At 69.7% G+C, this 22,280-nt stretch carries 22 protein-coding genes; 15 read left to right on the top strand and 7 right to left on the bottom strand.

From position 1 onward, the window contains the following. Window positions 1-100: 100 nt before the first annotated feature. A complete protein-coding gene (locus tag ACFTZB_RS01845; RefSeq protein ID WP_378429836.1) occupies window positions 101-2,005 on the bottom strand; it encodes a helix-turn-helix domain-containing protein in 1,905 nt (634 codons plus the stop codon). Window positions 2,006-2,117: 112 nt separating this feature from the next. Here ACFTZB_RS01845 and ACFTZB_RS01840 point away from each other — a divergent pair, with 112 nt between their 5' ends. The 3 genes from ACFTZB_RS01840 (at window position 2,118) to ACFTZB_RS01830 (ending at window position 5,645) form a co-directional block, all read left to right on the top strand. Then, window positions 2,118-3,185 (top strand): LacI family DNA-binding transcriptional regulator, encoded by a 1,068-nt coding sequence (locus ACFTZB_RS01840; RefSeq protein WP_378429835.1) that lies wholly within the window; start codon window positions 2,118-2,120, stop codon window positions 3,183-3,185. A gap of 229 nt (window positions 3,186-3,414) precedes the next feature. Continuing rightward, on the top strand, window positions 3,415-4,593 hold the full coding sequence (locus tag ACFTZB_RS01835) for a Gfo/Idh/MocA family protein (protein WP_378429834.1): 1,179 nt from the start codon (window positions 3,415-3,417) through the stop codon (window positions 4,591-4,593). A gap of 50 nt (window positions 4,594-4,643) precedes the next feature. After that, on the top strand, window positions 4,644-5,645 hold the full coding sequence (locus ACFTZB_RS01830) for a sugar phosphate isomerase/epimerase family protein (protein ID WP_378429833.1): 1,002 nt from the start codon (window positions 4,644-4,646) through the stop codon (window positions 5,643-5,645). On the opposite strand, the gene ACFTZB_RS01825 is transcribed toward ACFTZB_RS01830, so the two are convergent. Beyond that, window positions 5,642-6,559, bottom strand: coding sequence for a LysR family transcriptional regulator (locus tag ACFTZB_RS01825; protein WP_378429832.1), 918 nt, complete (start codon window positions 6,557-6,559; stop codon window positions 5,642-5,644). The two genes, ACFTZB_RS01830 and ACFTZB_RS01825, sit on opposite strands and share 4 nt — an antisense overlap. A gap of 83 nt (window positions 6,560-6,642) precedes the next feature. Between ACFTZB_RS01825 and ACFTZB_RS01820 the strand changes: the two genes are divergently transcribed. From ACFTZB_RS01820 to ACFTZB_RS01790, 7 genes are read left to right on the top strand one after another with little or no spacing between them, the layout of a single operon-like run. Then, window positions 6,643-7,578, top strand: a complete 936-nt coding sequence (locus tag ACFTZB_RS01820) for a DMT family transporter (protein ID WP_378429831.1) — start codon at window positions 6,643-6,645, stop codon at window positions 7,576-7,578. Beyond that, complete coding sequence (locus ACFTZB_RS01815) at window positions 7,575-8,159, top strand: biotin transporter BioY (RefSeq protein ID WP_083395608.1); 585 nt, start codon at window positions 7,575-7,577, stop codon at window positions 8,157-8,159. The genes ACFTZB_RS01820 and ACFTZB_RS01815 overlap by 4 nt, the downstream gene beginning before the upstream one ends. Further along, window positions 8,156-9,277, top strand: a complete 1,122-nt coding sequence (locus ACFTZB_RS01810; protein WP_378429830.1) for a class I adenylate-forming enzyme family protein — start codon at window positions 8,156-8,158, stop codon at window positions 9,275-9,277. The genes ACFTZB_RS01815 and ACFTZB_RS01810 overlap by 4 nt, the downstream gene beginning before the upstream one ends. Next, entirely contained in the window at window positions 9,274-10,401 is a 1,128-nt protein-coding gene (locus ACFTZB_RS01805) for a thiolase family protein (protein WP_378429829.1), read from the top strand. Before ACFTZB_RS01810 ends, ACFTZB_RS01805 begins: the two co-directional genes overlap by 4 nt. Beyond that, a complete protein-coding gene (locus ACFTZB_RS01800; protein ID WP_087555067.1) occupies window positions 10,398-11,078 on the top strand; it encodes an energy-coupling factor ABC transporter ATP-binding protein in 681 nt (226 codons plus the stop codon). Before ACFTZB_RS01805 ends, ACFTZB_RS01800 begins: the two co-directional genes overlap by 4 nt. After that, on the top strand, window positions 11,075-11,677 hold the full coding sequence (locus ACFTZB_RS01795) for an energy-coupling factor transporter transmembrane component T family protein (RefSeq protein ID WP_378429828.1): 603 nt from the start codon (window positions 11,075-11,077) through the stop codon (window positions 11,675-11,677). The genes ACFTZB_RS01800 and ACFTZB_RS01795 overlap by 4 nt, the downstream gene beginning before the upstream one ends. Beyond that, window positions 11,670-13,067, top strand: coding sequence for an AMP-binding protein (locus ACFTZB_RS01790; protein ID WP_378429827.1), 1,398 nt, complete (start codon window positions 11,670-11,672; stop codon window positions 13,065-13,067). The genes ACFTZB_RS01795 and ACFTZB_RS01790 overlap by 8 nt, the downstream gene beginning before the upstream one ends. Here the strand turns inward: ACFTZB_RS01790 and ACFTZB_RS01785 are convergent. From ACFTZB_RS01785 to ACFTZB_RS01775, 3 genes are read right to left on the bottom strand one after another with little or no spacing between them, the layout of a single operon-like run. Further along, window positions 13,064-13,393 (bottom strand): hypothetical protein, encoded by a 330-nt coding sequence (locus tag ACFTZB_RS01785; protein ID WP_095863509.1) that lies wholly within the window; start codon window positions 13,391-13,393, stop codon window positions 13,064-13,066. The genes ACFTZB_RS01790 and ACFTZB_RS01785 overlap by 4 nt on opposite strands. Next, a complete protein-coding gene (locus ACFTZB_RS01780) occupies window positions 13,390-14,763 on the bottom strand; it encodes an acyclic terpene utilization AtuA family protein (RefSeq protein ID WP_378429826.1) in 1,374 nt (457 codons plus the stop codon). The genes ACFTZB_RS01785 and ACFTZB_RS01780 overlap by 4 nt, the downstream gene beginning before the upstream one ends. Window positions 14,764-14,813: 50 nt before the next feature. Next, entirely contained in the window at window positions 14,814-16,124 is a 1,311-nt protein-coding gene (locus ACFTZB_RS01775; RefSeq protein ID WP_378429825.1) for a CitMHS family transporter, read from the bottom strand. A 155-nt stretch (window positions 16,125-16,279) separates the two neighbouring features. Between ACFTZB_RS01775 and ACFTZB_RS01770 the strand changes: the two genes are divergently transcribed. Both ACFTZB_RS01770 and ACFTZB_RS01765 read left to right on the top strand, forming a co-directional pair. Further along, window positions 16,280-17,200, top strand: coding sequence for a LysR family transcriptional regulator (locus ACFTZB_RS01770; protein ID WP_378429824.1), 921 nt, complete (start codon window positions 16,280-16,282; stop codon window positions 17,198-17,200). A 9-nt stretch (window positions 17,201-17,209) separates the two neighbouring features. Further along, entirely contained in the window at window positions 17,210-17,575 is a 366-nt protein-coding gene (locus ACFTZB_RS01765; protein ID WP_378429823.1) for a VOC family protein, read from the top strand. A 12-nt stretch (window positions 17,576-17,587) separates the two neighbouring features. Here ACFTZB_RS01765 and ACFTZB_RS01760 read toward each other — a convergent pair whose 3' ends face one another. Continuing rightward, window positions 17,588-18,613, bottom strand: a complete 1,026-nt coding sequence (locus ACFTZB_RS01760; protein ID WP_378429822.1) for a LacI family DNA-binding transcriptional regulator — start codon at window positions 18,611-18,613, stop codon at window positions 17,588-17,590. A gap of 132 nt (window positions 18,614-18,745) precedes the next feature. Here ACFTZB_RS01760 and ACFTZB_RS01755 point away from each other — a divergent pair, with 132 nt between their 5' ends. Then, on the top strand, window positions 18,746-19,801 hold the full coding sequence (locus ACFTZB_RS01755) for a Gfo/Idh/MocA family oxidoreductase (RefSeq protein ID WP_378429821.1): 1,056 nt from the start codon (window positions 18,746-18,748) through the stop codon (window positions 19,799-19,801). A 5-nt stretch (window positions 19,802-19,806) separates the two neighbouring features. Beyond that, a complete protein-coding gene (locus ACFTZB_RS01750; protein WP_378429820.1) occupies window positions 19,807-20,586 on the top strand; it encodes a TIM barrel protein in 780 nt (259 codons plus the stop codon). Window positions 20,587-20,610: 24 nt separating this feature from the next. Here ACFTZB_RS01750 and ACFTZB_RS01745 read toward each other — a convergent pair whose 3' ends face one another. Beyond that, window positions 20,611-21,033: a hypothetical protein gene (locus tag ACFTZB_RS01745; protein WP_378429819.1), complete on the bottom strand. Its 423-nt coding sequence runs from the start codon at window positions 21,031-21,033 to the stop codon at window positions 20,611-20,613. A 16-nt stretch (window positions 21,034-21,049) separates the two neighbouring features. Between ACFTZB_RS01745 and ACFTZB_RS01740 the strand changes: the two genes are divergently transcribed. Then, window positions 21,050-22,280, top strand: a 1,231-nt coding sequence (locus ACFTZB_RS01740; protein ID WP_378429818.1) for a sensor histidine kinase, incomplete at its 3' end; no start/stop codon positions are given.

Raw genomic sequence — 22,280 nt, 5'->3', positions numbered from 1 at the left:
CGGCAACCCTGTTCTGTGCTTCGGTTCACACAGTAGGACCACACCGACGACCCCGACATGTACTCATCGCACATGTTTTTCGGTCAGGAATGTGTGACCATCACTGTCCCCTGAGTTCGTCGAGACGCACCGCCGCCGAGATTCGGAACAGGTGCTCGTCGCTGCGCCACTCGGGCCCCAGCAGCATCTCGAGCCTGTTCAGGCGCTGCAGAATCGTGTTGGTGTGGTAGTTGAGGGCCCGCGCCGTCTTCGTCGGACTTCCCTCGTTGCGGACGAATGCACGCAACGTGGCGAGGAGGTCCGTTCCCTTGCCGTCGTCGTAGGCGCGTACCGGCCCGATCGTCGCGTCGATGAACGCGTTCAAGGTCCGTGCATCGGTGTCGAACAGCAGGGCGTAGGGCAGATACGCGTCGGTGCTGACCGCGGCGTCGGTGGTGCCGAGCGCGGCAAGTAGTCGGGAGGTGCGCAGCCCGGACTCGAATCGGGCCGGGAGCGCGTCCGGCGACTCCGCCCGGGGTGTCGTGATCGCCAGCACGGGACCGTGCAACATTTCGCGTAGGTGGCTGCGCAGGTCCGAGGTGAGCTCGGGCGGGGCGGTGGCGGTGAGAACCATCGCGACCACGCCCGCATGTTCCCCGACGAGACCGTGATCGCCGACGAAGGCGGTGGCCGCGCGGGCGGCGGTGGCACGATTCTCGGCCGAAACCGAGATCAGCACGACGGTGTCGAGGGCGGCGAGGGTGACTCGCTGGGCGCGTACCCGTCGTTCCAGGTCGCGGCGCCGCTCGGGTGCCGGGTCGAGCAGGTCTGCGACCAACTCGACGCGGGCCCGCAGGTCTGCGTCGGCCATCGCATTCTGCTGCAGCACCAGCAGTGCGCCGACCTGCGCGGCGCGTTCGATGGTGCGCTCGTCGACCGGGCCGAGTTCGAGGTCCCCGGCTCCGACCAGTACCGCGCCGAAATACAACTCGCCCGCGGTGACGGCGGCGACGATCGGCGTTCCGGGGTCGTCGACGCGAACGCAGTGGCCGGTGGTGCGGCTCGACGCAATGGCATCCCGCACGACCTGCGACAGCTGGACGGACTGTGGGTCGGCATCCGTCGGGTGGGAGGCGACGGGATGCAACTCCCGGTCGACGATCGTGACCGTGCGTCCGAGTGCGGTGGAGAGAGTGCCTGCAACCTGCTCGAATCCGCCACCGATCAGAACCGCCTCGATCAGTTCCTGGTGCACCACGGTGGAGCGGTCCCGCACCTGCAGATAGTCGGTCAGGCGGTCGAGCGCCGCGCGGGCCTCGTCCTCGGACCTGCGCACCTGGTCGAGGGTGCTCGCGGTCTGCAGCACCACCGATGCGTGATCGGCGAGCGCGGACAGTACGGCGATCTCGTCCGGGGTGAACGTGTGTTCCTGGCGGGTGGCGGCGAACAGGACGCCGAGCACGCGGCCGTCCGACAGCATGGGCACCCCGAGAATCGACACGATTCCCTCCGCGGAGACCGCGTCGTCGATCAGATCTTCGTGCGGTCCCTCCGCGTAGTCCTGGTAACGCAGAACCCATTGTGCAGCTCGGGAATCGGCGATCTGGCTGGCCAGTCCCATCCCCGGGGGAACGCGCAGGTGCTGGAACTGCGGCGTCACCGAGCCGACGGTCTTGCGGACGTTCAGTTCCCGGTTCGCCGGATCGAACTCGGACAGGTAGGTGACGTCGGTGCCCATCATCTCGTGGGCGCGGCTCACCAGCCGTCCGAGGAGTGCGTCGATGTCACGGAGTTCGGCGAGTTCGCGGGCACTCGAGAACAACACCCCGAGTTCGCGTTCGCGCCTCCGCAAACGGGTCAGCTCGACCTGGTGCCTGCGCACCTTCTCCGCGAACGCCGCCCTGTCGGCCGGACCGGCCGCGACCTGCTCGAGCGCCTCGCGCACCGCGGCCGAGTCGACCGACCGTTCGCCGGTCATCGCGTCGGCGAGAATCCCCAGCGCGTCGCCGCCCTCACGTGAATCCATGCCCACACTCTGCCCTGAGGGCCGCGATCGGGGACGTAGCCCGGTCTAGTACTTCGGTCCGTGTCGGATACCCTGGGTGTGCCTCGTGCCCGGCGAGCGAAAGGGTCCGCACATGCGAAGCGACGACGATTCCCGGAGCGGCGGTTCCGTTCAGATGCCCCGGCAGGCCGTCACGATGCAGGACATCGCCGATCGAGTGGGTGTGTCGAAGGCATTGGTCTCCATGGTATTTCGGCGCGTCGCCGGACCGAGCGCCGAGACGCGGAAACGCGTCCTCGAGGTCGCGGACGAGCTCGGCTACCGGCCGAACCGGACCGCCGCACTGATGTCGCTTCGGCGCACCCACCTCGTCGGCGTGATGGCCGACATCCGCAACAGCTTCCACGCCGAGATGGTCGAGTACCTCGTCGCCGCCGCCGACGAGAACGGGTACGAGGTGGTGCTCGGTGCGCTCACTCCGACCCATGCCGAACAGAAGGTGGTCGACACTCTGCTCGATTTCCGCTGCGAGGCGCTGATCCTGCTCGGCACCGAACTCGACACCGACGTTCTCGACGGGCTGGGGGAGCGGCTGCCGGTGGTCGTGGTCGGTCGACGCGTCGGTGACAGCTCGGTGGACGTCGTGCGCACTGCGGACGGCAAGGGCATCGGTACCGTCGTCGATCATCTCGTGGAACTGGGTCATCGGCAGATCACGCACCTCAGTGGCGGTGCGGGCACGATCGCGGCCGACCGGAGATCGGGTTACAGCCGCGCCATGCGCCGTCACGGCCTCGACGTCGACGTCGTCGAGGGCGATTTCACCGACAACGCCGGGACGGTCGCGGCGCACACTCTGCTCGAGCGGTCCCAGCTACCCACCGCGGTGATCGCGGCGAACGACCGCAGTGCCATCGGGCTGATCAGCGAACTGCGGAGCCGGGGCGTGAGGATTCCCGAGGACGTCTCCGTCGCCGGATACGACGACAGCTTCCTGGCTCAGCTCGCGCACATCGATCTGACGTCGGTCAATCAGCAACCGCGGGAGCAGGCCGCCACGGCGGTCGACGCGGTCATCGAGCGGCTGGACCGCGGCAGGACCGAATCGATCGCGACCGTTCTCCGGCCCCGGCTCGTCCCGCGCCGGACCACCGGACCGGCGCCCGCGCCGGTGGAAGGATCCCGGTCCGACGTGTCCTGATCGGGAACATGCACTGACGCACTAGTTTTCACTATCCCACCCGCCGAGGCTGCAGGGCGCTCGGCGGGTGTTCCCGTCTGCTCCGACGCGTAGGCGCATGTCGCTCGGCACCGGGCTTGACACCGTGGCGTGACTCAGCTCATAGTAGTCGTACTAGACCGGTCAAATAGACCGAACTAGTTGGACAGGACATCCGCCGGTTTCTTCACCCTCTCGAAAGGCTTCACTCATGACCTCCAACTCGATCGGTGTCGCCGTCATCGGCGGCGGCATGGCCGGACGAGCGCACGCCGCCGGATATCGCATGGCGTCGACCCTGTTCGGGACCGACCGGCCGGACGTGCGTCTCGTCGCGATCGCCGACACCAACGAGGCCGTTGCCGACGACACCGCGAAGCGGTACGGCTACGAGCGGGCCGAGTACAGCTGGCAGGCGATCGCCGAATCCCCGGACATCGACGCGGTGAGCGTGGTCGTCGCCAACCAGTTGCATCGGGAGATCGTCGAGGGGCTCCTCGCCGCCGGAAAGCACGTGCTGTGCGAGAAGCCGCTGGCCGGGTCGATCGCGGACGCCGAGTCGATGGTCGCGGCGGCGGCGGACGCCGACACGATCGCCACCGTCGGATACACCTACCGCCGCTCACCCGCGATCCAGGCGATCCGGGACGAACTCGCGACCGGGCGTCTCGGCGAGATCATCCACTTCAACGGGCACTACTGGTGCGACTACGGCCTCGACCCCGCCTCGCCGATCACCTGGCGGCACCGCGGCGGTCCCGGCACCGGCGCGCTCGCGGACGTCGGCAGCCACCTGCTCGACATGGCCGAGTTCGTGTGTGGTCCCATCGTCGAGATCAGCGGCGCGACCTTCGCCACGGTGATCACGGAGCGTCCCGTGCCTGCCGGAGTCACGTACGGCCACACCAAGGCCGAGACCACCGGGGAGATGGCGCCCGTCGAGAACGAGGACCTCGCGACGTTCACCGCGCGCTTCCAGAACGGCGCGGTCGGCACGTTCTCCGCTTCCCGTGTCGCGCACCAGCTTCCGGACGGGCTCGGATTCGAGTTGTTCGGGACGTCCGGTTCCGCCGCCTTCGATCTGGCTCGCGCCGCGGAATTCTCGGTGTCCAGCGAGGGCATCGACCCCGCCGTCAACGGTCAGCGACGGGTGATCGTCGGACCGCAGCACCCGTACATCCAGGGTGGCCTGCCGATGGACGCGGGCGGTGTCGGACACGGCAAGGCCGAGTTCTTCGCCTACCAGGCCCGGGCCTTCCTCGACCAGATCGCCGGCATCGACATCCTCGGCCCGCTGCCGACGTTCGCTCACGCCCTGCGCGGCATGCAGATCGTCACCGCGGTCGCGGAGTCCGCCCGTGCGAACGGGGCAGCCGTCAAGATCGGCTGAGCCGCAAAACCCCTGAACCGCAACTTCTTCCCACCACGCAAGGAACCCTCATGAAACTCGGTGTGTACACCGCCATCCTGCACGACCGCAGCCTGCGCGAGGCCCTGGAGACCATCGCGTCCCTCGGGCTCGACGGCGCGGAGATCAACGCGGGCGGGTTCCTGCCCACCCCGCACCTGCCCGTCAAGGAACTCCTCTCCGGCGAGGTGTCGCCGCAGGAGTACCTGAAGGTGTTCGACGAGACCGGCGTCGCCATCGCCGGCCTGAACTGCAACGGCAACCCCCTGCACGCCGACCCCGAGGTCGGCGTCGAGGACGCCGAGGACCTGCGCAACGCCATCCGCGTCGCGGGCCTGCTCGGTGTCGACCGGGTGGTGACGATGTCCGGGCTGCCCGCCGCGCACGCGGGCGGCCAGTGGCCGGCATGGCACGTGAACACCTGGGACAGCGGCTATCTCGATTCCCTCGACTACCAGTGGGATCAGGTCGCGGTGCCGTTCTGGACGGAGATCGACGCGCTCGCCCGCGAGAACGGGGTCAAGGTCGCGATCGAGATGCACCCGCAGAACCTGGTGTTCAACCCGCCGACGCTGAAGCGTCTGGTCGAGAAGACCGGTGCGACGAACGTCGGTGCCGAGATGGACCCGTCGCACCTGTTCTGGCAGGGCATCGACCCGGTCGCGGCCGTCGACTGGCTCGGTGACCTCGTCTTCCACGCGGCGGCGAAGGACACCCGGATCAACGAGAACTGCACGATCTACGGCGTCCTCGACGACCGGTTCACCCGGATCCCCGCCGACCAGAACCCCACCGGGCTCGGCGGCAGGCACGTGGTCAACAAGTGGCCCGAGGACTCGGCATGGGACTTCGTCGCCGTCGGCCGCGGACACGACGTCGACTTCTGGTCGCGGTTCCTCGCGGCGCTGCAGCGCGTCGACCCCGACATGGCCGTCAACATCGAGCACGAGGACGTCGAACTCGGACAGCTCGAAGGGCTGCAGGTCGCGGCCCGCACCCTGAAGGACGCCGCGTCCGCCGTCGCGTCACGCTAGGACCCCGGACTCCCCACCTGCCGCTGAGTGGGTGGGGAGTTTGTCCGTTGTGCGGCGAGGCGGTCGAGGACCAACCGCAGCGGCGGCCAGGTGGACCGGCCGCGACGGGTCACGGCATACGCGGTCAGCACCACCTTCGGGTTGCCGAGCGGCAGGACGGTGACCTCTTCTCGGGTGGGACGGTTGGCCGGCAGCAGGCCCACGCCGTAGCCGGCGGTGATGAGGTCCTCGACGAGGTCGAGGCTGTCGATCTGGTGGGCGATCCGCGGTGTGAACCCCGCGAGCGAGGCCAGCGTGCGGACGGCGTCCTCGTCGGCGGTGTTGCGGGAATTCACGATCCACGGCGAATCGGCATACGCCGCGACGTCGGCGGGTTCGACCGCGTCGGCTGTGGGGACGCCGAGTCCCCAGGCCGTCGACCACAGCGGGACGGCCTCGAGCGCCGCGCCGGGCGACGCAGGCGCCAGGTTGTAGTCGTAGGTCAGGGCGAGATCGAGTTCGTCGTCGGCGAGCAGTGCGAACGCCTCGACCGGCTCGTATTCGCTGATCACCACGTCCACCTGCGCGTGGGTGTGCGCCAGTTCGGCGACGACGGGGAGCAGCGACACCCGGATGCCCGTCGCGAAACCCCCGACGCGCAGGGTGCCGACCGGTTCGGCGTGGGGGTCGAGGTCGAGCCGGGCGGCGTCGACGGCGGCCAGAATGGTGACGGCGTGATCGGCGAGCCGGCGACCGGCCGGGGTGAGCCGCACCCGGCGGCCGATCGGTTCGACGAGCTGCGCACCCGTCTCCTTCGCCAGCGCGGCGATCTGCTGGGAGACGGTCGAGGTGGTCAGCCGGTGTGTCTCGGCGACCTCACGCATCGAGCCGAGGCGGGAGAGCTCGAGCAGGAGATGCAGGCGCCGCGTGTCCACCCACACATTGTTCGCGATAGCCGAACGGTTTGTCCATGAAAGTCACGTGGACGTGAACGGTTGCGGTGTCCTTCAATGCAGGCATGACCAGGAACCCGACCCACGTCGGCGCGACGATGGCGCTGACCTCGATGCTGTGCGTGCAGACCGGACTCGCGATCTCCGTCGGCGTCTCCGAACGCGTCGGCGCCGAGGGGGCCGCGTGGTTGCGCCTGGCCTGGGCCGGGGTGCTGCTGGCCGTGATCGTGCGGCCCCGGCCGAAGGCGTTCACGCGTTCCTCCCTCGTTGCGTGCATCCTGCTCGGAGTGGTGACGGCCGCGGTCACCCTGCTGTTCATGGCCGCGGTCGACCGGATCCCGCTGGGAACCGCGAGTGCACTGGAGTTTCTGGGACCCCTCGGCGTCGCGGTCGTGCACGGGCGGGGCCGCCTCCGGTGGCCGGCGCTGGCGGCCGTGGGAGTGCTGTTGCTGACGCAACCCTGGGTCGGCGGCGTCGACCCGGTCGGAATCCTGTTCGCCCTGGGCGCGGCCGCGTGCTGGGCGCTCTACATCGTGCTCACCCAGCGCGTGGGGGACGAGGTGGCGGGTATCAACGGTCTCGCGGTGTCCATGCCCGTCGCCGGACTCGTCGCGACCGTCGTCGGCGGACCGTCGATGCTCGCGAAGATGACGCCGGACCTGTTGATCATCGGGCTGGGATTGGCGATACTGCTGCCGGTAGTGCCGTTCACGCTGGAGATGCTCGCCTTGCGCCGGCTGAACACGGCGGCGTTCGGGACGCTGATGAGCCTGGAACCGGCGTTCGCGTTGATCATCGGGCTGGTCGTGTTGCACCAGGTGCCGGACCATGCGGCGGTGGCCGGGATCTGTTTCGTCGTCGCGGCGGGGATCGGGGCAGCGCGGGCCGGGGCGCGCACGTCACCCGACAAGGACGAGGTGCCGGAGTCGGCCGCACCGTTGGCGGCGCCGACCTGCTACCTTGAACGTCGTTCAAGTTTGAAGCAAGAGGAGTCGTCATGACAGAAGTCGGGAGTGCTCGGGTGTCGAGGCTCGGTATTTCAGCGCGGGACATGGCGCAGATTGCGGTGTTCGCCGCACTGATCGCCGCGCTGGGTCTGCCCGGCGCCATCACGGTCGGCTTCAGCGGCGTGCCGATCACGCTGCAGACCCTCGGGGTCATCCTCGCGGGCGCCGTGCTCGGTGCACGCAAGGGCACCGCCGCCGTCGCGGTTTTCCTCGCACTGACCCTGATCGGACTCCCGCTGCTGTCCGGCGGCCGCACCGGACTGACGGCGCTCGCCGGTCCCAGCGCCGGATACCTCATCGGGTGGCTTCCTGCGACGCTGGTCATCGGCCTCCTCACCGCGCGGATCCTGCCGAAGTACCCGATCGCTCTCGGTCTGCTGATCAACGCCCTCGGCGGGATCGTGATCATCTACCTGTTCGGCACCATCGGGCTGCTGCTGCGCACCGACCTCGGGGTCGGCGCCGCCATCACCACCAACTTCGCGTTCATCCCCGGCGACGCGCTGAAGGTCGTCGTCGCCACCGTCGTCGCCAAGAGTGTGCACCGCGCGTACCCCGGCCTCATCCGTACGTGACTGCCGTACTCGGCGGCGCCGGCGATCAGCCTGCTCTCGACGTCGACGGCCGCACATACACCTACGCCCAACTCGACCGGGCGATCGACCGGTGGATCGACGAACACGGCTCCGACGCGTCCGTCCACGACGCGTCGGAGTTGCCGGTTGCAGACGCACTGATCTGCGTCTGCGCCGCCGCGCGGCAGGGGACCGCGGTGATCGTCGAGAACCCCGACGCCCGTCCCGACCGGCCCGCGATTCCGCCGTCGGCTTTCCTACTGGTGGCCACGTCCGGTTCCACCGGCAGGCCCCGTCCGCTCGCGCGTACCGCGGCATCCTGGTTCGACAGCTTCCCCGCCTTCACCGCGATCACCGGGATCGAACCCACCGACCACGTGCTGATCACCGGGCCGCTGCACGCCACGATGCACCTGTTCGGTGCGGTGCACGCACTGTGGCGCGGCGCGTGCGTCACCGACGACCCGTCGCGGGCGACGGTGGTGCACGCCGTCCCCGCCGTTCTCCGCGACGTGGTGGGGAAGGCGCCGAAGCTGCGCACCGCGATCGTCGCAGGCACCGCCCTCGACGACGGCGCCCGCGCGATGGCGGACGGGATCGAGATCGTCGAGTACTACGGCGCTGCGGAACTCTCCCTCGTCGCCGCGCGGAAGGTCCCCGAACCGTTGCGGCTGCTGGGCGGTGTCGACGCCGACATCCGCGACGGTCTGCTGTACGTCCGCTCGCCGTACAGCGTGATCGGGGCACCGGACTGGTTCGGCGTCGGTGACCTGGCCGAACTCGGCGACAACGGGGAACTGACCGTCCGCGGCCGGGGCGACTCCGCGATCAACGTCGGCGGCACCACGGTGGTCGCCGAGGACGTCGAGCGCATCCTCGGGACGCTCGACGGCATCGCCGCGGTCGCCGTCGTCGGAACGCCGCACTCGGTGCTCGGCGAGACCGTCACCGCGGTGGTGGAGCTCGACGGCACCGCGGAGATCGCAGAGATCCGTGCGCACGCGCGCCGGGCGCTGACGAAGGAAGCCATGCCCCGCCGCTGGGTGCCGATCGAGGCGCTGCCGCGGACCGCCAGTGGCAAGGTCGCCCGAGGCCGAGTGAGAGACTGGCTGGCATGAGCTCTGTCCCTGTACTGGTCGCGCCGCGCCGGACGCCGATCGGCAATGCCGGGCACGGGTTCGCCGATCTGACCACCACCGATCTGGCCTCCCCGGTGCTGCGCGACGTCGTGGACTCGCTGCGCGGGTCGGGCCTCGACGCCGAGGTCGACGACGTCGTGCTCGGCAACTGTCTCGGGCCGGGCGGCGACCCGGCACGGGTCGCGGCACTGCGGGCGGGGCTGGGTGTGGAGGTTCCCGGGGTCACCGTCGACCGGCAGTGCGGTTCCGGTCTCGACGCGGTGATGCAGGCCGCGCTGCGCGTCCGCAGCGGCGCCGACGAGCTGATCCTGGCGGGCGGCGTCGAATCGGCGAGCACCGCGCCGTGGCGGTTCTGGCCGCCGGTCGCCGGCGCCGACCCGGTGCGCTACACCCGCGCTCCCTTTGCGCCGCAAGGCTTTCCCGACCCAGACATGGGTGTGGCCGCCGACGATCTCGCCCGGGTGCGCGGCATCAGCCGCGAGCGGCAGGACGCGTACGCGGCGCGGTCGCACGCCCTGGCTGCGGCCGCCGACTTCTCGTCGGAGATCGTGCCGATCGGCGACATCGCGAAGGACCAGCGCATTCGCGCAGGCCTGACGGAGACAAGGCTCGCGCGACTGCGCCCCAGTTTCGGTGCCGGCGGAACAGCCACCGCCGGGAACTCGTGCGGCATCTCCGACGGCGCCGCGGTGCTGGCCGTGACCACCGAGACGCTGGCCGCCGGACTGCCTGCGCTGCGGGTGCTCGGCTCCGCGGTCGCGGGATCGGACCCCGCGTTGCCCGGGCTCGGTCCGGTTCCGGCGATCCGCAAACTCCTGAAGCGAACCGGGCACGACGTGGCGGATCTGGGCGTCGTCGAGATCACCGAGGCGTTCGCGTCGGTGGTGCTGGCGGTGTCGGACGAACTCGGTCTGGACGAATCCGTGATCTGCCCGCAGGGCGGCGCCATCGCCATGGGACACCCCTGGGGGGCGTCGGGCGCGATCCTGCTGGTGCGCTTGGCAAGTCAGATGCTGCGCGAGGACGGGCCCGCGCTCGGACTCGCCGCCTGCGCCATCGGCGGCGGACAGGGCATCGCCGTGCTCGTGGAGCGTGTGTCGTGAGCGAGATCGTCTTCGACTCGGTGAGTCACGCCTTCGGCGACCGCCAGGTGCTGCGCGGCGTCGACCTGCGCTTCGCCGAGCGGCGCGTCGGCATCATCGGATCCAACGGTTCCGGCAAGTCGACGCTGGCGCGCATGATCAACGGGTTGCTGAAACCCACCTCCGGCACCGTCACGGTCGACGGCGTCGACGCCGCCCGGAAGGGCGCGCAGGTGCGGCGCAAGGTCGGGTTCGTGTTCACCGACCCCGACACCCAGATCGTCATGCCCACCGTCTCCGAGGATCTGGCGTTCTCGCTGCGCCGGTCGGGTCTGAGCAAAGAGGAGATCGCGGCCCGCGTCGAGGAGATCCTGGTGCGGTTCCGGCTCGACAAGCACGCCGAGCATCCCGCACACCTGCTGTCCGGGGGCCAGAAGCAGTTGCTCGCCATCGGCGCCGTTCTCATCCGCAGGCCCGAGGTGGTCATCGCCGACGAGCCGACCACGCTGCTGGATCTGCGGAACGCGCGCGTCGTCTCCGAGGCGCTCGATTCGATGGACCAGCAGGTGATCGTCGTGACCCACCAACTGGCGTTGCTGGAGAGCTTCGAACGGGTCATCGTCATCGATGACGGTCTCGTCGCGTTCGACGGCAGCCCGGACGACGCCGTCCCCGCGTACCGGCAGCTGGTCGAATGATCGGGCTGTACCGCCCCGGCGACTCGCTGCTGCACCGGATGCCCGCCGGGCTGAAACTGCTGCTGTTGATTCTGTCGATCGTCGCGGCCACCGTGTTCGTGCGCACCCCACTCGAGGTCGGCGTCGTCGTCGTTCTGGTGGGACTGCTGTTCGTGGTGGCCGCCATTCCGTGGCGGGTGGCCGTGGCGCAACTGCGCCCCGTGGTGTGGATGTTGTTGATCATCGCGGTGTTCCAGGTGCTGATCACGTCCCCGTCGCGGGCGGTCGTCGTGTGCGGGGTGCTGCTGATCTCGGTGGCGCTCGCCGCGTTGGTCACGCTCACCACCCGGGTCACCGACATGCTCGACACCGTGTCGCGCGCACTCGGGCCGCTGCGGAGAGTCGGGGTCGACCCGGACCGGATCGGGCTCCTCCTCGCGCTGGCGATCCGGTGTATCCCGCTGCTCACCGGGATCGTGCAGGAGGTGGCGCAGGCGCGGAAGGCACGAGGATTGCAATGGTCGATGACGGCGCTGGCCACACCGGTTCTGGTGCGTGCCCTCCGGACCGCGGACGCGATGGGCGACGCCCTCGTCGCACGGGGAGTGGACGATGACTGACCTGCTGCCCGCCGAACGCATCGCCCGACGCGCCGCCGAGAACCCGGAGGCGATAGCGATCGTCTCCGCCCGCGAGACCATCGACTACGGCCGGTTCTGGTCGCGCGTCGCCCGGACCGCGGCCGGGCTCGACGGCATGGACCGGGTCGCCGTGCTGCCGACGTCGGACGTCGGGTCGCTGGTCGTCGTGACGGCCGCGATGCACGCGGGCGTCAGCGTCGTCCTGCTGCACCGGCACCTGTTGCCCGCGCAGCTGACGCGGGTGCTCGAACTCGCGAAACCCGGTGCCGTCGTCGCCGCGCCGCACCAGCACCGCCGGCTGCGGAGACTGGGATTCGACGGGACCGTCGAGACGGCCGACACCCTGCAATCCGACGGCACCGCGGGCCGGGCACACCCCGGCGCCGAACTGCTGGTCGGCATCACCTCCGGCACCACCGGTGAACCGAAGTTGTTCGTGCGCAACCAGCGATCGTGGGCCACGACCCTCGACCGTTCCGACACGACGTTCGACATCGGCGGCGGCGACCGCGTGGCGGTGCCCGGGGTCCTCGACCACACGCATTTCCTGTACGGCGCGATCCACGGTCTCAGCCGCGGCGCGACCGTGGACCTGCGGCCGGTCACGCAGTCGCTGGGCGACGCGGCCACCCACCTGTACTCGGTACCGACCATCGCCTGGGACGTCGTGCGGTCGGGGATCGGCCCCATCGACAGCGTCCGGGAGGTGCTGTCCTCGGCGGCCCGGTGGCCGCGCACGGGGCGTTATGCGTTGCAGGACGTCCTGCCGAATGCGTCGCTCGTGCACTTCTACGGCGCCTCCGAACTGAGTTTCGTGTCCTACGACCGGGGTCTCGGTGCCGCCGACGAGCATTCGGCGGGCGAACTGTTCGACGGCGTCGACGCCGAGATCCGCGACGGCCTGGTGCACGTGCGCAGCGACATGCTGTTCGACGGGTACCTCACCGAGGACGGTGTGGTGAACGGCCCCGACGACGGGTGGATGACGGTGGGCGACCGCGGCCGGGTGGTGGGCAGCAGTCTGCAGTTGTTCGGCCGCGACAGCGACACGGTGATCCGGGCGGGACTCAATGTCGAACCCGCGGCCGTCGAAGCGGCGCTGACCGCGCTGCCCGGGGTCTCGGAGGCCGCGTGCATCGGGGTTCCCGACGCACGGATGGGGGAGGCGCCCGCCGCGGCGATCGTCGTGCGCGGCGACGCCCCGAGCACCGCCGAGATCTGGCGGCATCTGCGCGCGACCCTCCCCAGCCCCAGCATGCCGGTCCAGGTCCTCGTGGTGGACAGCCTGCCGCGCACGCCGCGCGGCAAGCTCGATCGTCCCGCACTCGCCGCCACCCTGGCCGACGCGCGGAACCCGAATCCCGCTTAGACGTCCCGGATTTCGAGGCTCAGCAGGTGGTAGCCCAGCGTCTTGCCGTGCCCGTCGAGCGCGGGTGAACCCGTGACGCCGCCACCGAGGACGCCGGGCAGTTCGAACACCATCGCCAGCAGGTTGGGCTGGCAGGTGCGCCGGGCCGGTCCGGTGATCAGTTCACCGTAGTGGGCGGCGACGACGTCGTCGGTCAGTCTCCGCTCGAGCAGGCCGTAGGCGGCGCGGTCCCGGGCCAGGACGGCGACGATGAGCGTGTCGCCCTTGTCGCCGGCGCGGACGTCCGCGAGTGCGTCGATGCGCTGAACGGTGGCGGGCGTGGTCATTTCGACACCTCCGTGAGATGGACGCGGGTGGGCACGAGTTCGCGGGGGAGGGTGCAGGAGCGGATCGCGAGCACCTCCGTCGACGAGCGCCGGGCACCGCCGCCGCCTGCCGGTCCGTTGGTGTACAGGCTTTCCACCTCCCAGCCGACGAGGTCGGCTTCCTCGCGGGTCCGTGCCCGGGTCGTCACGCGCACGCGAACCTCGCGGGCATCGGTGTCCGTGTCGAGTCCGCGGAAAGCGGCACCGGCGCCGATGTATTCGACGGAGACGGCGTCCTCGCTGACGCCGTGCACGTCGACGAGTCGTTCGGTGACGATGTCGGCGGCGAGCCGGGCGCGGGGGTAGGCGCGCGGTCCCGCGTAGCTGATCTGCCCCTCGCCGAGCCAGCCGCCGCGGAAGCCGAGGGTCACCTTCAGTTCCTGCGGGCGGGGACGTCCGGTTGCGCCGGTGATGGCGACGCGGTCGGGTCCGACGCCGGTGAACGACACGGTGCCGAAGTCGGCGGTGACGTCCGGGGTCAGGTACGACGTGGGATCACCCACCTCGTACAGGAGTTGCTCGGCGCAGGTTCGTTCGGTGAGGATGCCGCCCGATCCGTCGAGCTTGCCGAACGTCGCCGATCCGTCGGCGAGGACGTCGGCGAACGGGAAGCCCAGATCGGCCATGCCCTTCACCGGTTTGGTGACCGGATCGGCGTAGTACCCGCCCGTGAGCTGCCCGGCGCACTCGAGCAGATGCCCGATCGCAGTTGCGGCGCCGATGGTTTCGTGATCGGCGAGATCCCACTCGAAGTGGTGGGCGAGCGGGGCGACGTAGAGCGACGGGTCGGCCAGGCGGCCGGTGACGACGACGTCGGCGTCCAGTTCGAGCGCGGGGAGCACGGCGTCCGCACCGATGTACGCGTTCGCGGAGACGAGCACGTCGTCGTGCTCCGACAGGCGTTTCCCGGTCTCCCACACGACCGGGTCGTGGCGCAGCACCTGCTCGAGCACCGCGTCGCCCGTGACCGCGGCGATGCGCACCGGACGGCCCGCGGACCGGGACGCGATGCCGGAGACCAGTTCCGCGGCGGCGAGCGGGTTGGCGGCGCCGGCGTTGGTGATCACCGTGGTCCCGGACGCGAGGGTGTGCGGGAGCACCGCGCGCATGCGTGCGGCGAGCAACGGATCGTAACCCTGGTCCGGGTTCTCCAGCCGGCGAGCGTTTCCGGCGGCGACGGTGCGTTCGCCGAGGCATTCGAAGATCAGGTAGTCGAGGTCGGCGTGCCGGGCGAGTTTCTCGGCGGGGTCGATGCGATCCCCGGAGAACCCGGATCCTGCGCCGAGCCGCACGCTCCGCGCGGTGCTGCCGCGGGTGCTCGATGGTGTCACGGTTTCGAAGTCCTTTGCTGGTTCGACGGATGCGGGGGTGTCGGGGACGATTACAGCGAGAGGGCACCGGTGAACAGCGCCACGACGGTCATCACGATCGTGGTCCCGAAGGCCCAGCCGAAGATGAACCGCTGATGCTTGCCGAGGTCCACCTTGCTCAGCCCGATCAGGATGAACGTCGCCGCGGTCAGTGGGCTGAGCGGGAACCCGGTGGTCATCTGGCCGAGGATGGCGGCGCGGCCGATCTCGGCGGGGTCGCCGCCGAACGACGCGGTGGTCTCCGCCAGCACCGGTACGACGCCGAAGTAGTAGGCGTCCGGGGTGAAGACCAGGCTGAGCGGCATCGACGTGACCGCGGTGATCACGGGGATCAGGGACCCGGCGGACTGCGGAATCCAGGAGACGAACGTCTGCGCCATCGCGGTGATCATTCCGGTGCCGTTGAGGATTCCCGTGAGCACACCTGCCGCGAGGATCATCACCACCACCATGGTGACGTTGCCGCCGTGCTTCGCGAACAGGGCCTGCTGATCGGCCCACTTCGGGCGATTGACGGCGAGCGCGAGCGCGAAGGCGATGGCGAATGCCACCTCCAGCGGCACGAGTTGGAACAGCAGGATCACTATCAGGACGAGGGTGAGCACCGTGTTGAACGCCATCACCGCCCGGTGGCGCCGGGTACGCATCGGTGGGTCGGAGACGTGCGGGGTGCCGGGACCGCCCTCGTCGGGGGACACGAGTTCGGTCACACCGAGCCGCTTCCGTTCGGTGCGGCCGATCATGTACGCGGCGAACAGGACCCACAGGATCCCGGCGCCCATCGCGGGCAGGACCGGCGTGAAGATGTCGGCGCTGGTCAGGTCGAGCGCGGCCATGGCGCGGACGGTCGGGCCACCCCACGGAATCATGTTCATCAGACCGGCGGCCAGGCAGACGATGCCGGTCAGGACGACCGGGCGCATCCCGAGCCGCTGGTAGATGGGCAGCAGCGCCGAGATGGTGATCAGGAAGGTCGAGGTTCCGTCACCGTCGAGCGCGACGAGCAGGGTCAGCACCGCGGTGCCGACTGCGATCTTGGTGGGATTGCCACCTGCCCACCGGACGATCCGGCGGATCGCCGGATCGAACAGTCCCACGTCGACCATCAGGCTGAAGTACAGGACCGCGAACGCGATCATGATGGCGACGGGCGCGACCTTCAGGAGGCCGTCGCCCACCATCTCCCCGAGGTCGGGTGCCCACCCTCCCACGATCGCGAAAGTGACGGGAACGAGGATCAGCGCGACGAGCACCGAGACCCGGCGGCTGAACGCCAGCGCCAGGAAACACGCGATCGTGGCGAACCCGAGTGCGGCAACCATGTGACCTCCTTCGAATCGGAGTCTCAGTGTCGCGCGCCTCACAATTGCGCGTCAAATATCAATGTGCGATGAATTCATGATTTGAACTCATCAATAGGTGGTCGCAGATCGACGGGTGATCGTGATGGCTCGGCGCATGAGTAGCGGCCATACTGATGCACATGAGCATCAATCTCGGGATCTCGCACCTGAGGAACATCGTCGCGATCGCCGACTACGCGAGCTTCACCTCGGCTGCTCACGCCCTCGACGTGTCCCAGTCCTCGCTGAGCCGCTCAGTGGCCGAGGCCGAGCGCCGACTCGACGTCACGCTGTTCGAGCGCACCACCCGCCGCGTCGAACTGACCACGCACGGGCACGAGATCATCGAACACGCCCGGCGAATGCTCCACGACTTCGACGACGGGCTCACCCAGATCGAACGATTCGTCACCGGTGACCGCGGAATCGTGACGGTCGCGTGTCTGCCGTCGCTCGCGGCCACGTTCCTTCCCCGCTACGTCGTGAGCTTCCGCGAGCGGCACCCCGACGTGCGACTCCAGATCCGCGACGGACTACGTCAAGAGGTTCTCGACGCCGTGTACTCGGGCACGGTCGACCTCGCCTTGGTCACGACGTCGGGGATTCTGCCCGGCCTGCAACAGGACGTCCTGACGAGCGATTCCTTCTATTGCGCCGTCGCACCGACGCATCCGTTCGCCGAACGGCCGGTACTCGAGTGGTCGGATCTCGCCGGCCAGTCGTTCATCGCGTTCGGCCCCGAGAGCAGCATCGCGTCGCCGGTCCGCCGGGCCGTCGAGGACGCACGCATCGAACTCGGCCCCGTCATGCAGGCGCAGAACGTCGGCGCCGTCGCGGGTTTGGCGGCCGCCGGGCTCGGTGTCACCGCGGTTCCCGCACTCGTGCTTCCCATGATCTCGTTCGCCGGTCTCGTCCACATACCCCTGCAACCGAGAGTCGAACGCACCATCTCCCTCGTCCAGGTCGCCGGCCGTCCGCAGACGGCGAGCACGCGCGGATTCGTGAACATGCTTCTCGCCGAGCGAACTCCCGATCGAGGAGCCGATTCCGGCTAGAGTTCCGGCATGTCACCTTCTCGCGCAGATCATCACCGGCTGAACTACGTGGAGCTGCCGGTCACGAACCTCGAGGACGCGGAAGCGTTCTACCGCTCGGCATTCGGCTGGGAATTCAACCCCTACGGACCGCAGTACGCGGGCATCGTCGGAGCGGACGGCGAAGAGGTCGGGGGCCTGTTGCAGGTTCCCGAACGGAAGCCGGCAGGTGGACCGCTCGTGTTGCTGTACTCCGTGGACCTCGACGCATCGGTGGACGCCGTGCGGGCGGCCGGCGGCGTGGTCGTCAACGGTCCCTACGACTTTCCGGGCGGGCGTCGCTTCCACTTCACCGATCCGAGCGGAAACGAACTCGGGGTCTGGTCGTCGACCTGATCGCCGTCGAATCTAGTCGCCGTGTGCGACAGGGCCGGTGGTCGCGCGGCGAACGAGGTGCGGTGCGAGAACCAGATCCACGGGATCCTTGCCGGCGATCTGGGCCAGCGCTCCGTCGACCGCCGCTTCGGCAAGTTGCGTGGCGTCCTGCGAGATCGTCGTCATCTGCACGTGCGGGATCCGCGCCAGGCGGGAGTCGTCGTAGCCGACGACGGAGATGTCCGCCGGCACGTCCCGGCCGCGGCGGACCAGTAGGTCGAGTACGCCGGTGGCGCATCGGTCGTTGAACGCGACGACCGCGGTCGGGGGAGTGGGTAACGCGAGAAGCTCGTGCATACCCTGTGCGCCTTCGGTTTCCGTCGGACCACCGGCCACGACCGTGGCCGAATCCGACAGTCCGTGCCGGTCCATCGCGGCCAGGAAGCCGGCCCGCCGGTCGGCGCCGCCGGGAGCGTCGGCGCCGTCGATGTGGGCGATGTTCCGATGCCCGAGTTCGGCAAGGTGGTCGACGGCCAGGGTGATGCCGGCGACGTCGTCACCGCGCACGGCGCCGACTCCGGTCAGTCCGCTGGAGCGCGCCACGACGACGGCGGGCAGGCGGTCGGCCAGCGCGCCGAGTTCGTCGGTGTCGAACCGGGAGCCGAGCAGGATCGCGGCCTCGCAGCGTTCCCGCATGAGCGCCTGGACCGCGACCTGCTCGGCGCGACTCGGCGCGACCGCGCTGAGCATCACGTCGTAACCCCGGCGAGTGGCCGCCGCGTAGATCTGTTCGACGAGGTCGCCGTGGAACGGTTGCTGCAGTTCGAACACGACGCCGAGGAGCCGGGAACTGGCCTGACGCAGTTTCTGTGCGCGACGGTCCGGCACGTAGCCCATCCCGTCGGCGATCTCGAGCACCCGCTGACGGGTCGCCTCGCTGGCGCCGGGGACCCCGCGCATCACGATCGAGACGAGCGCCGTGGAGACGCCTGCCGCTCGCGCGACGTCGCCCATCGTCGGACGGGTGCCACCGGTCGATCCCGCCACGGGTTCGGCCACGTGCACGACTCCTGTCTCCCGGGCCCGCGATCGGGGCCGCTCTTGACCAATGATCTCACGAGTTCTACGGTCTAGAACTAGAACGTACTAGTTCACCTCTACCTCCACCCTTCACCGCACTGGAGCGCATTCATGTCACTCACCGAAGCCGCACCCGACCGCTCGACGACGGCCGCTTCCCATCCGGTCCGCATCGCGACGATCGGCGCCGGACGCATCGGCTCGAATCACGCGGAGATCGTGGCCCGCCTGGTCCCCGGGGCTTCGCTCGTCGCGGTCAGCGACCCGGTCGGCGAGTCCGCGCAACGTCTCGCCGCAGCACTGGGCGCACAGCTCGCCACTACGGCCGTGGACGACGTCCTCACCAGCGACGAGGTCGATGCGGTGCTGATCACCGCCCCCGCGCGGAGCCACACGGACCTGGTGGTCGCGGCCGCGGCGGCCGGCAAGCACGTGTTCGTCGAGAAGCCGATGGCGGTCACCCTCGAGGACGCCGACCGCGCCATCGCGGCGGCCGCGGACGCAGGCATCGTCCTGCAGGTCGGGTTCAATCGCCGGTTCGCTCCGGGATTCGCTGCCGCCCGCGCGGCGATCGACGCGCAGAAGGTCGGCACTCCGCACCTGCTGCGTTCGCTGACCCGCGACCCCGGCCCGTTCACCGCCGATCCGGCGCGCATCCCGCAGTGGACCATCTTCCTCGAAACGCTCATTCACGACTTCGACACCCTGTGCTTCCTCAACCCGGGTGCGCGACCGGTGCAGGTGCACGCGATCGCCGACGCCCTGGTGCGGCCGGACGCCAAGAGCGCGGGCCACCTCGACACTGCGGTCGTCACCGTGCAATTCGACAACGGCGCCATCGCGACGGCGGAGGCGAGTTTCAGCGCGCTGTACGGATATGACGTGCGCGCCGAGGTGTTCGGCTCCGGCGGCATGGTCACCGCGGGTAGCGGGCTCAGCACCGACATGACCTACTACGGACCCGACGGGCAGCACGCCGACACCGCGCGCCGGGACACCGACCTCCTCCACACCGCCTACGTGGGCGAACTGACGGCGTTCGTCGGCGCGATCCGCGCCCACACACCGGCCGTCGTCACGGGCGAGGATGCCCGCACCGCGCTGTCGATCGCACTCGCCGCGATCCGCAGCGTCGAGACCGGCGCCGCCGTCGACCTGGACCGGTGACCCCGATGACGTACACGCTCGCTGCCAGCGCCGAAATGCTCTACCTCGACCTCCCGTTCGCGGACCGCGTCCGGCGCATCGCCGAACGCGGACTCCAGGTGGAGATCTGGGACTGGTCCACCAAGAACGTCGACGCCCTCGCCGCGAGCGGCGCCGAATTCTCCTCGATGACGGGCTATCTGGAGGGCGACCTCACCGAACCCGACGGTATCGAGGCGCTGCTCACCACCGCACGCCACTCCCTCGACGTCGCGAAGCGGCTCGACTGCCCGAGGTTGAACCTGCACGGAACCGGACTCGACCACCGGGGACTGCCCGTTCGTCCCGTCGAAACGGTCACGCCCGCAATGTGGCTCACTGCCGCCGACACTCTGCGGAAGGTCGCCGAACTCGGTGAACAGGCGGGCCGGGTGTTCACGCTCGAGAACCTCAACCTCGCCGTCGACCATCCCGGCACCCCGTTCGCGACCGCCGCCGACACCCTCGCTCTCGTCCGGGCGGTCGACAGCCCTCATCTGCGCATGAATCTCGACCTGTATCACGCTCAGATCGGCGAGGGGAACCTGATCGAACTCGTCCGGAAAGCGTTGCCCTACATCGGTGAAATCCAGGTCGCCGACGTCCCCGGGCGCTGTGAACCCGGGACCGGCGAAATCCACTACCCGGCCATAGCCGCCGCCCTCCGCGACGTCGGCTACACCGGCGTCATCGGGCTCGAGGGCTGGGCCCGCAACGATCCGGACGACGCCCTCGACGCGTTCGAGGCGGCCCTCGCGCACCCCTAGTCCGGCCGTGGCGACGTGCCGCGGTCACACCGGTGTCATCCGGCGGTCGCGCGCGGAGCCGCCGGTCGCTCCGGAGCCGGACACGCGTCCCGTGGTGTGGGCCTCGATCATCCGTTGCTCGTCGCGCTGGGAGGCGCGCAACGGCAGGGACGAGGCGGCCGCGGTGTCGAGGAGCGCGCGCAGTGCCGGCTGCTCACCCGCCAGTGCACGCCACGCCGCGTTCACGGGTGTGCCGTCCTCGACGGCCTGGTCGAGGCGGGCGGCGAGGTGATTGCTCCACCGGTGCTGCAGGGCCAGCAGGATGTTGTCGGCCGAACCGAAAAGCTGGATCGCGCCGGGCACTTCGTCGAACCGCAACGCCAGTGCGGGGTCGACGTGTGCCCGCGCCAGGACCTCGTCCAGTACCGCCCGGCGTGCACGGAAATCGTTCCACGACATCTCGGCCACCTCCGTAGTTCCGTTGATACCCGCAACGCTACGGATCAGCGGCGGCCGTTTCGCCGTGCCACGGTCGTGCTCCCGTCTCCTACCGTGGGCGGAGGCTGTCTCCGCTCCGGAGACGACGCGGCCGGGGCGGCCCTTCGCCTACGCTGGTCGTGTGCAGGTGACGACATTCTTTCGTCGACGTGTCGCGGAGAGCGAGTACGACTACCCGCTCGCCGTGCCGGTGTTCGCGCACATCGCCGTCGTCGCCATCGCCGGTGCCGCTGTCGCGCAACGCGACGGCTTCGTGCCGCCGGGGTGGGTGCTGCTGTGCGGCTTGGTCGCCGCGGTGACCCCCGTTGCGGGAGACATGATCCGACCGGGGGTGGTGCTTCCCCGGCCGTACCTGGCCGTCGTCGTCATCGCGGCGGCCACACTGTTGCTCCTGCAGCAACCCGACACCGCGTTCGACTTCGCCCCGCTCATCCTGGTGATCCTCACCGGCGAGGTCGCCGCAACGGCGTCGCTGGGAGTCGGTCTTGTCACCCTGTTCGGCTCGATGGGGGTCCTGTCGGCGTTCGCCGTCGCGGGGCGTCTCGACGGCGTGGCGTACGCCCTCGCCGGAGTCGTACTGGGTTGGGCTTTCGGCTATCTGATGCTCACCCAGTTGCGCCTCCTGCATCAGGAGCGGGCATCGAAGGCGATCCAGGCGGAGCAGGCCGCCACCCGGGAGCGCCAACGGATCGCCCGCGAGGTACACGACGTCATCGCCCATTCGCTGAGCATCACGCTGCTCCATCTGACCGCGGCCCGCCGCGCGCTCGAGCAGGATCGCGACGTCGACGACGCAGTGGATGCGCTCTCCGACGCCGAGCGACTCGGGCGGCAGGCGATGGCCGACATCCGCCGCACGGTCGGGTTGCTCGACGCGGGCCCGGCCGGCACCCGCCCCGAACCGGGGGTCGCCGACCTTCCCGATCTGATCGACGACTTCCGCCGCGCGGGTCTCCCGGTGGACTTCGACCTGCACGGAGACCTGTCCGCGGTGACCGGGACAGTCGGTCTCGGCCTGTACCGCATCACGCAGGAGTCCTTGGCGAATGTCGCCAAGCACGCACCCGGCGCCCGCGTCGACGTGCGGCTCACGATCGACGCGGACCGCGTGACCCTGGCGATCCGCAACCCGATCCGCGGCCGGGTGCCGGCACCCGGCCGCGCACGCGGTTCCGGTCTGCGGGGCCAGCGCGAGCGCGCCCCAATGCTCGGTGGCA

Origin of the sequence: Rhodococcus sp. NPDC057014 (genome assembly GCF_042673295.1) — a bacterium.
Taxonomy (GTDB): Bacteria; Actinomycetota; Actinomycetes; order Mycobacteriales; family Mycobacteriaceae; genus Rhodococcus_F.
This window is presented reverse-complemented; position numbering and strand designations above follow the sequence as displayed.

What these genes read in the sequence shown, in the direction of transcription:
- ACFTZB_RS01820 (WP_378429831.1), top strand. Translation starts at nt 6,643, where the DNA reads ATGACCAGGAACCCGACCCACGTCGGCGCGACGATGGCGCTGACCTCG.
- ACFTZB_RS01790 (WP_378429827.1), top strand. Translation starts at nt 11,670, where the DNA reads ATGACTGACCTGCTGCCCGCCGAACGCATCGCCCGACGCGCCGCCGAG.
- ACFTZB_RS01815 (WP_083395608.1), top strand. Translation starts at nt 7,575, where the DNA reads ATGACAGAAGTCGGGAGTGCTCGGGTGTCGAGGCTCGGTATTTCAGCG.
- ACFTZB_RS01755 (WP_378429821.1), top strand. Translation starts at nt 18,746, where the DNA reads ATGTCACTCACCGAAGCCGCACCCGACCGCTCGACGACGGCCGCTTCC.
- ACFTZB_RS01845 (WP_378429836.1), bottom strand. Translation starts at nt 2,005, where the DNA reads ATGGATTCACGTGAGGGCGGCGACGCGCTGGGGATTCTCGCCGACGCG.
- ACFTZB_RS01770 (WP_378429824.1), top strand. Translation starts at nt 16,280, where the DNA reads ATGCACATGAGCATCAATCTCGGGATCTCGCACCTGAGGAACATCGTC.
- ACFTZB_RS01775 (WP_378429825.1), bottom strand. Translation starts at nt 16,124, where the DNA reads ATGGTTGCCGCACTCGGGTTCGCCACGATCGCGTGTTTCCTGGCGCTG.
- ACFTZB_RS01750 (WP_378429820.1), top strand. Translation starts at nt 19,807, where the DNA reads ATGACGTACACGCTCGCTGCCAGCGCCGAAATGCTCTACCTCGACCTC.
- ACFTZB_RS01785 (WP_095863509.1), bottom strand. Translation starts at nt 13,393, where the DNA reads ATGACCACGCCCGCCACCGTTCAGCGCATCGACGCACTCGCGGACGTC.
- ACFTZB_RS01765 (WP_378429823.1), top strand. Translation starts at nt 17,210, where the DNA reads ATGTCACCTTCTCGCGCAGATCATCACCGGCTGAACTACGTGGAGCTG.
- ACFTZB_RS01805 (WP_378429829.1), top strand. Translation starts at nt 9,274, where the DNA reads ATGAGCTCTGTCCCTGTACTGGTCGCGCCGCGCCGGACGCCGATCGGC.
- ACFTZB_RS01795 (WP_378429828.1), top strand. Translation starts at nt 11,075, where the DNA reads ATGATCGGGCTGTACCGCCCCGGCGACTCGCTGCTGCACCGGATGCCC.
- ACFTZB_RS01835 (WP_378429834.1), top strand. Translation starts at nt 3,415, where the DNA reads ATGACCTCCAACTCGATCGGTGTCGCCGTCATCGGCGGCGGCATGGCC.
- ACFTZB_RS01840 (WP_378429835.1), top strand. Translation starts at nt 2,118, where the DNA reads ATGCGAAGCGACGACGATTCCCGGAGCGGCGGTTCCGTTCAGATGCCC.
- ACFTZB_RS01830 (WP_378429833.1), top strand. Translation starts at nt 4,644, where the DNA reads ATGAAACTCGGTGTGTACACCGCCATCCTGCACGACCGCAGCCTGCGC.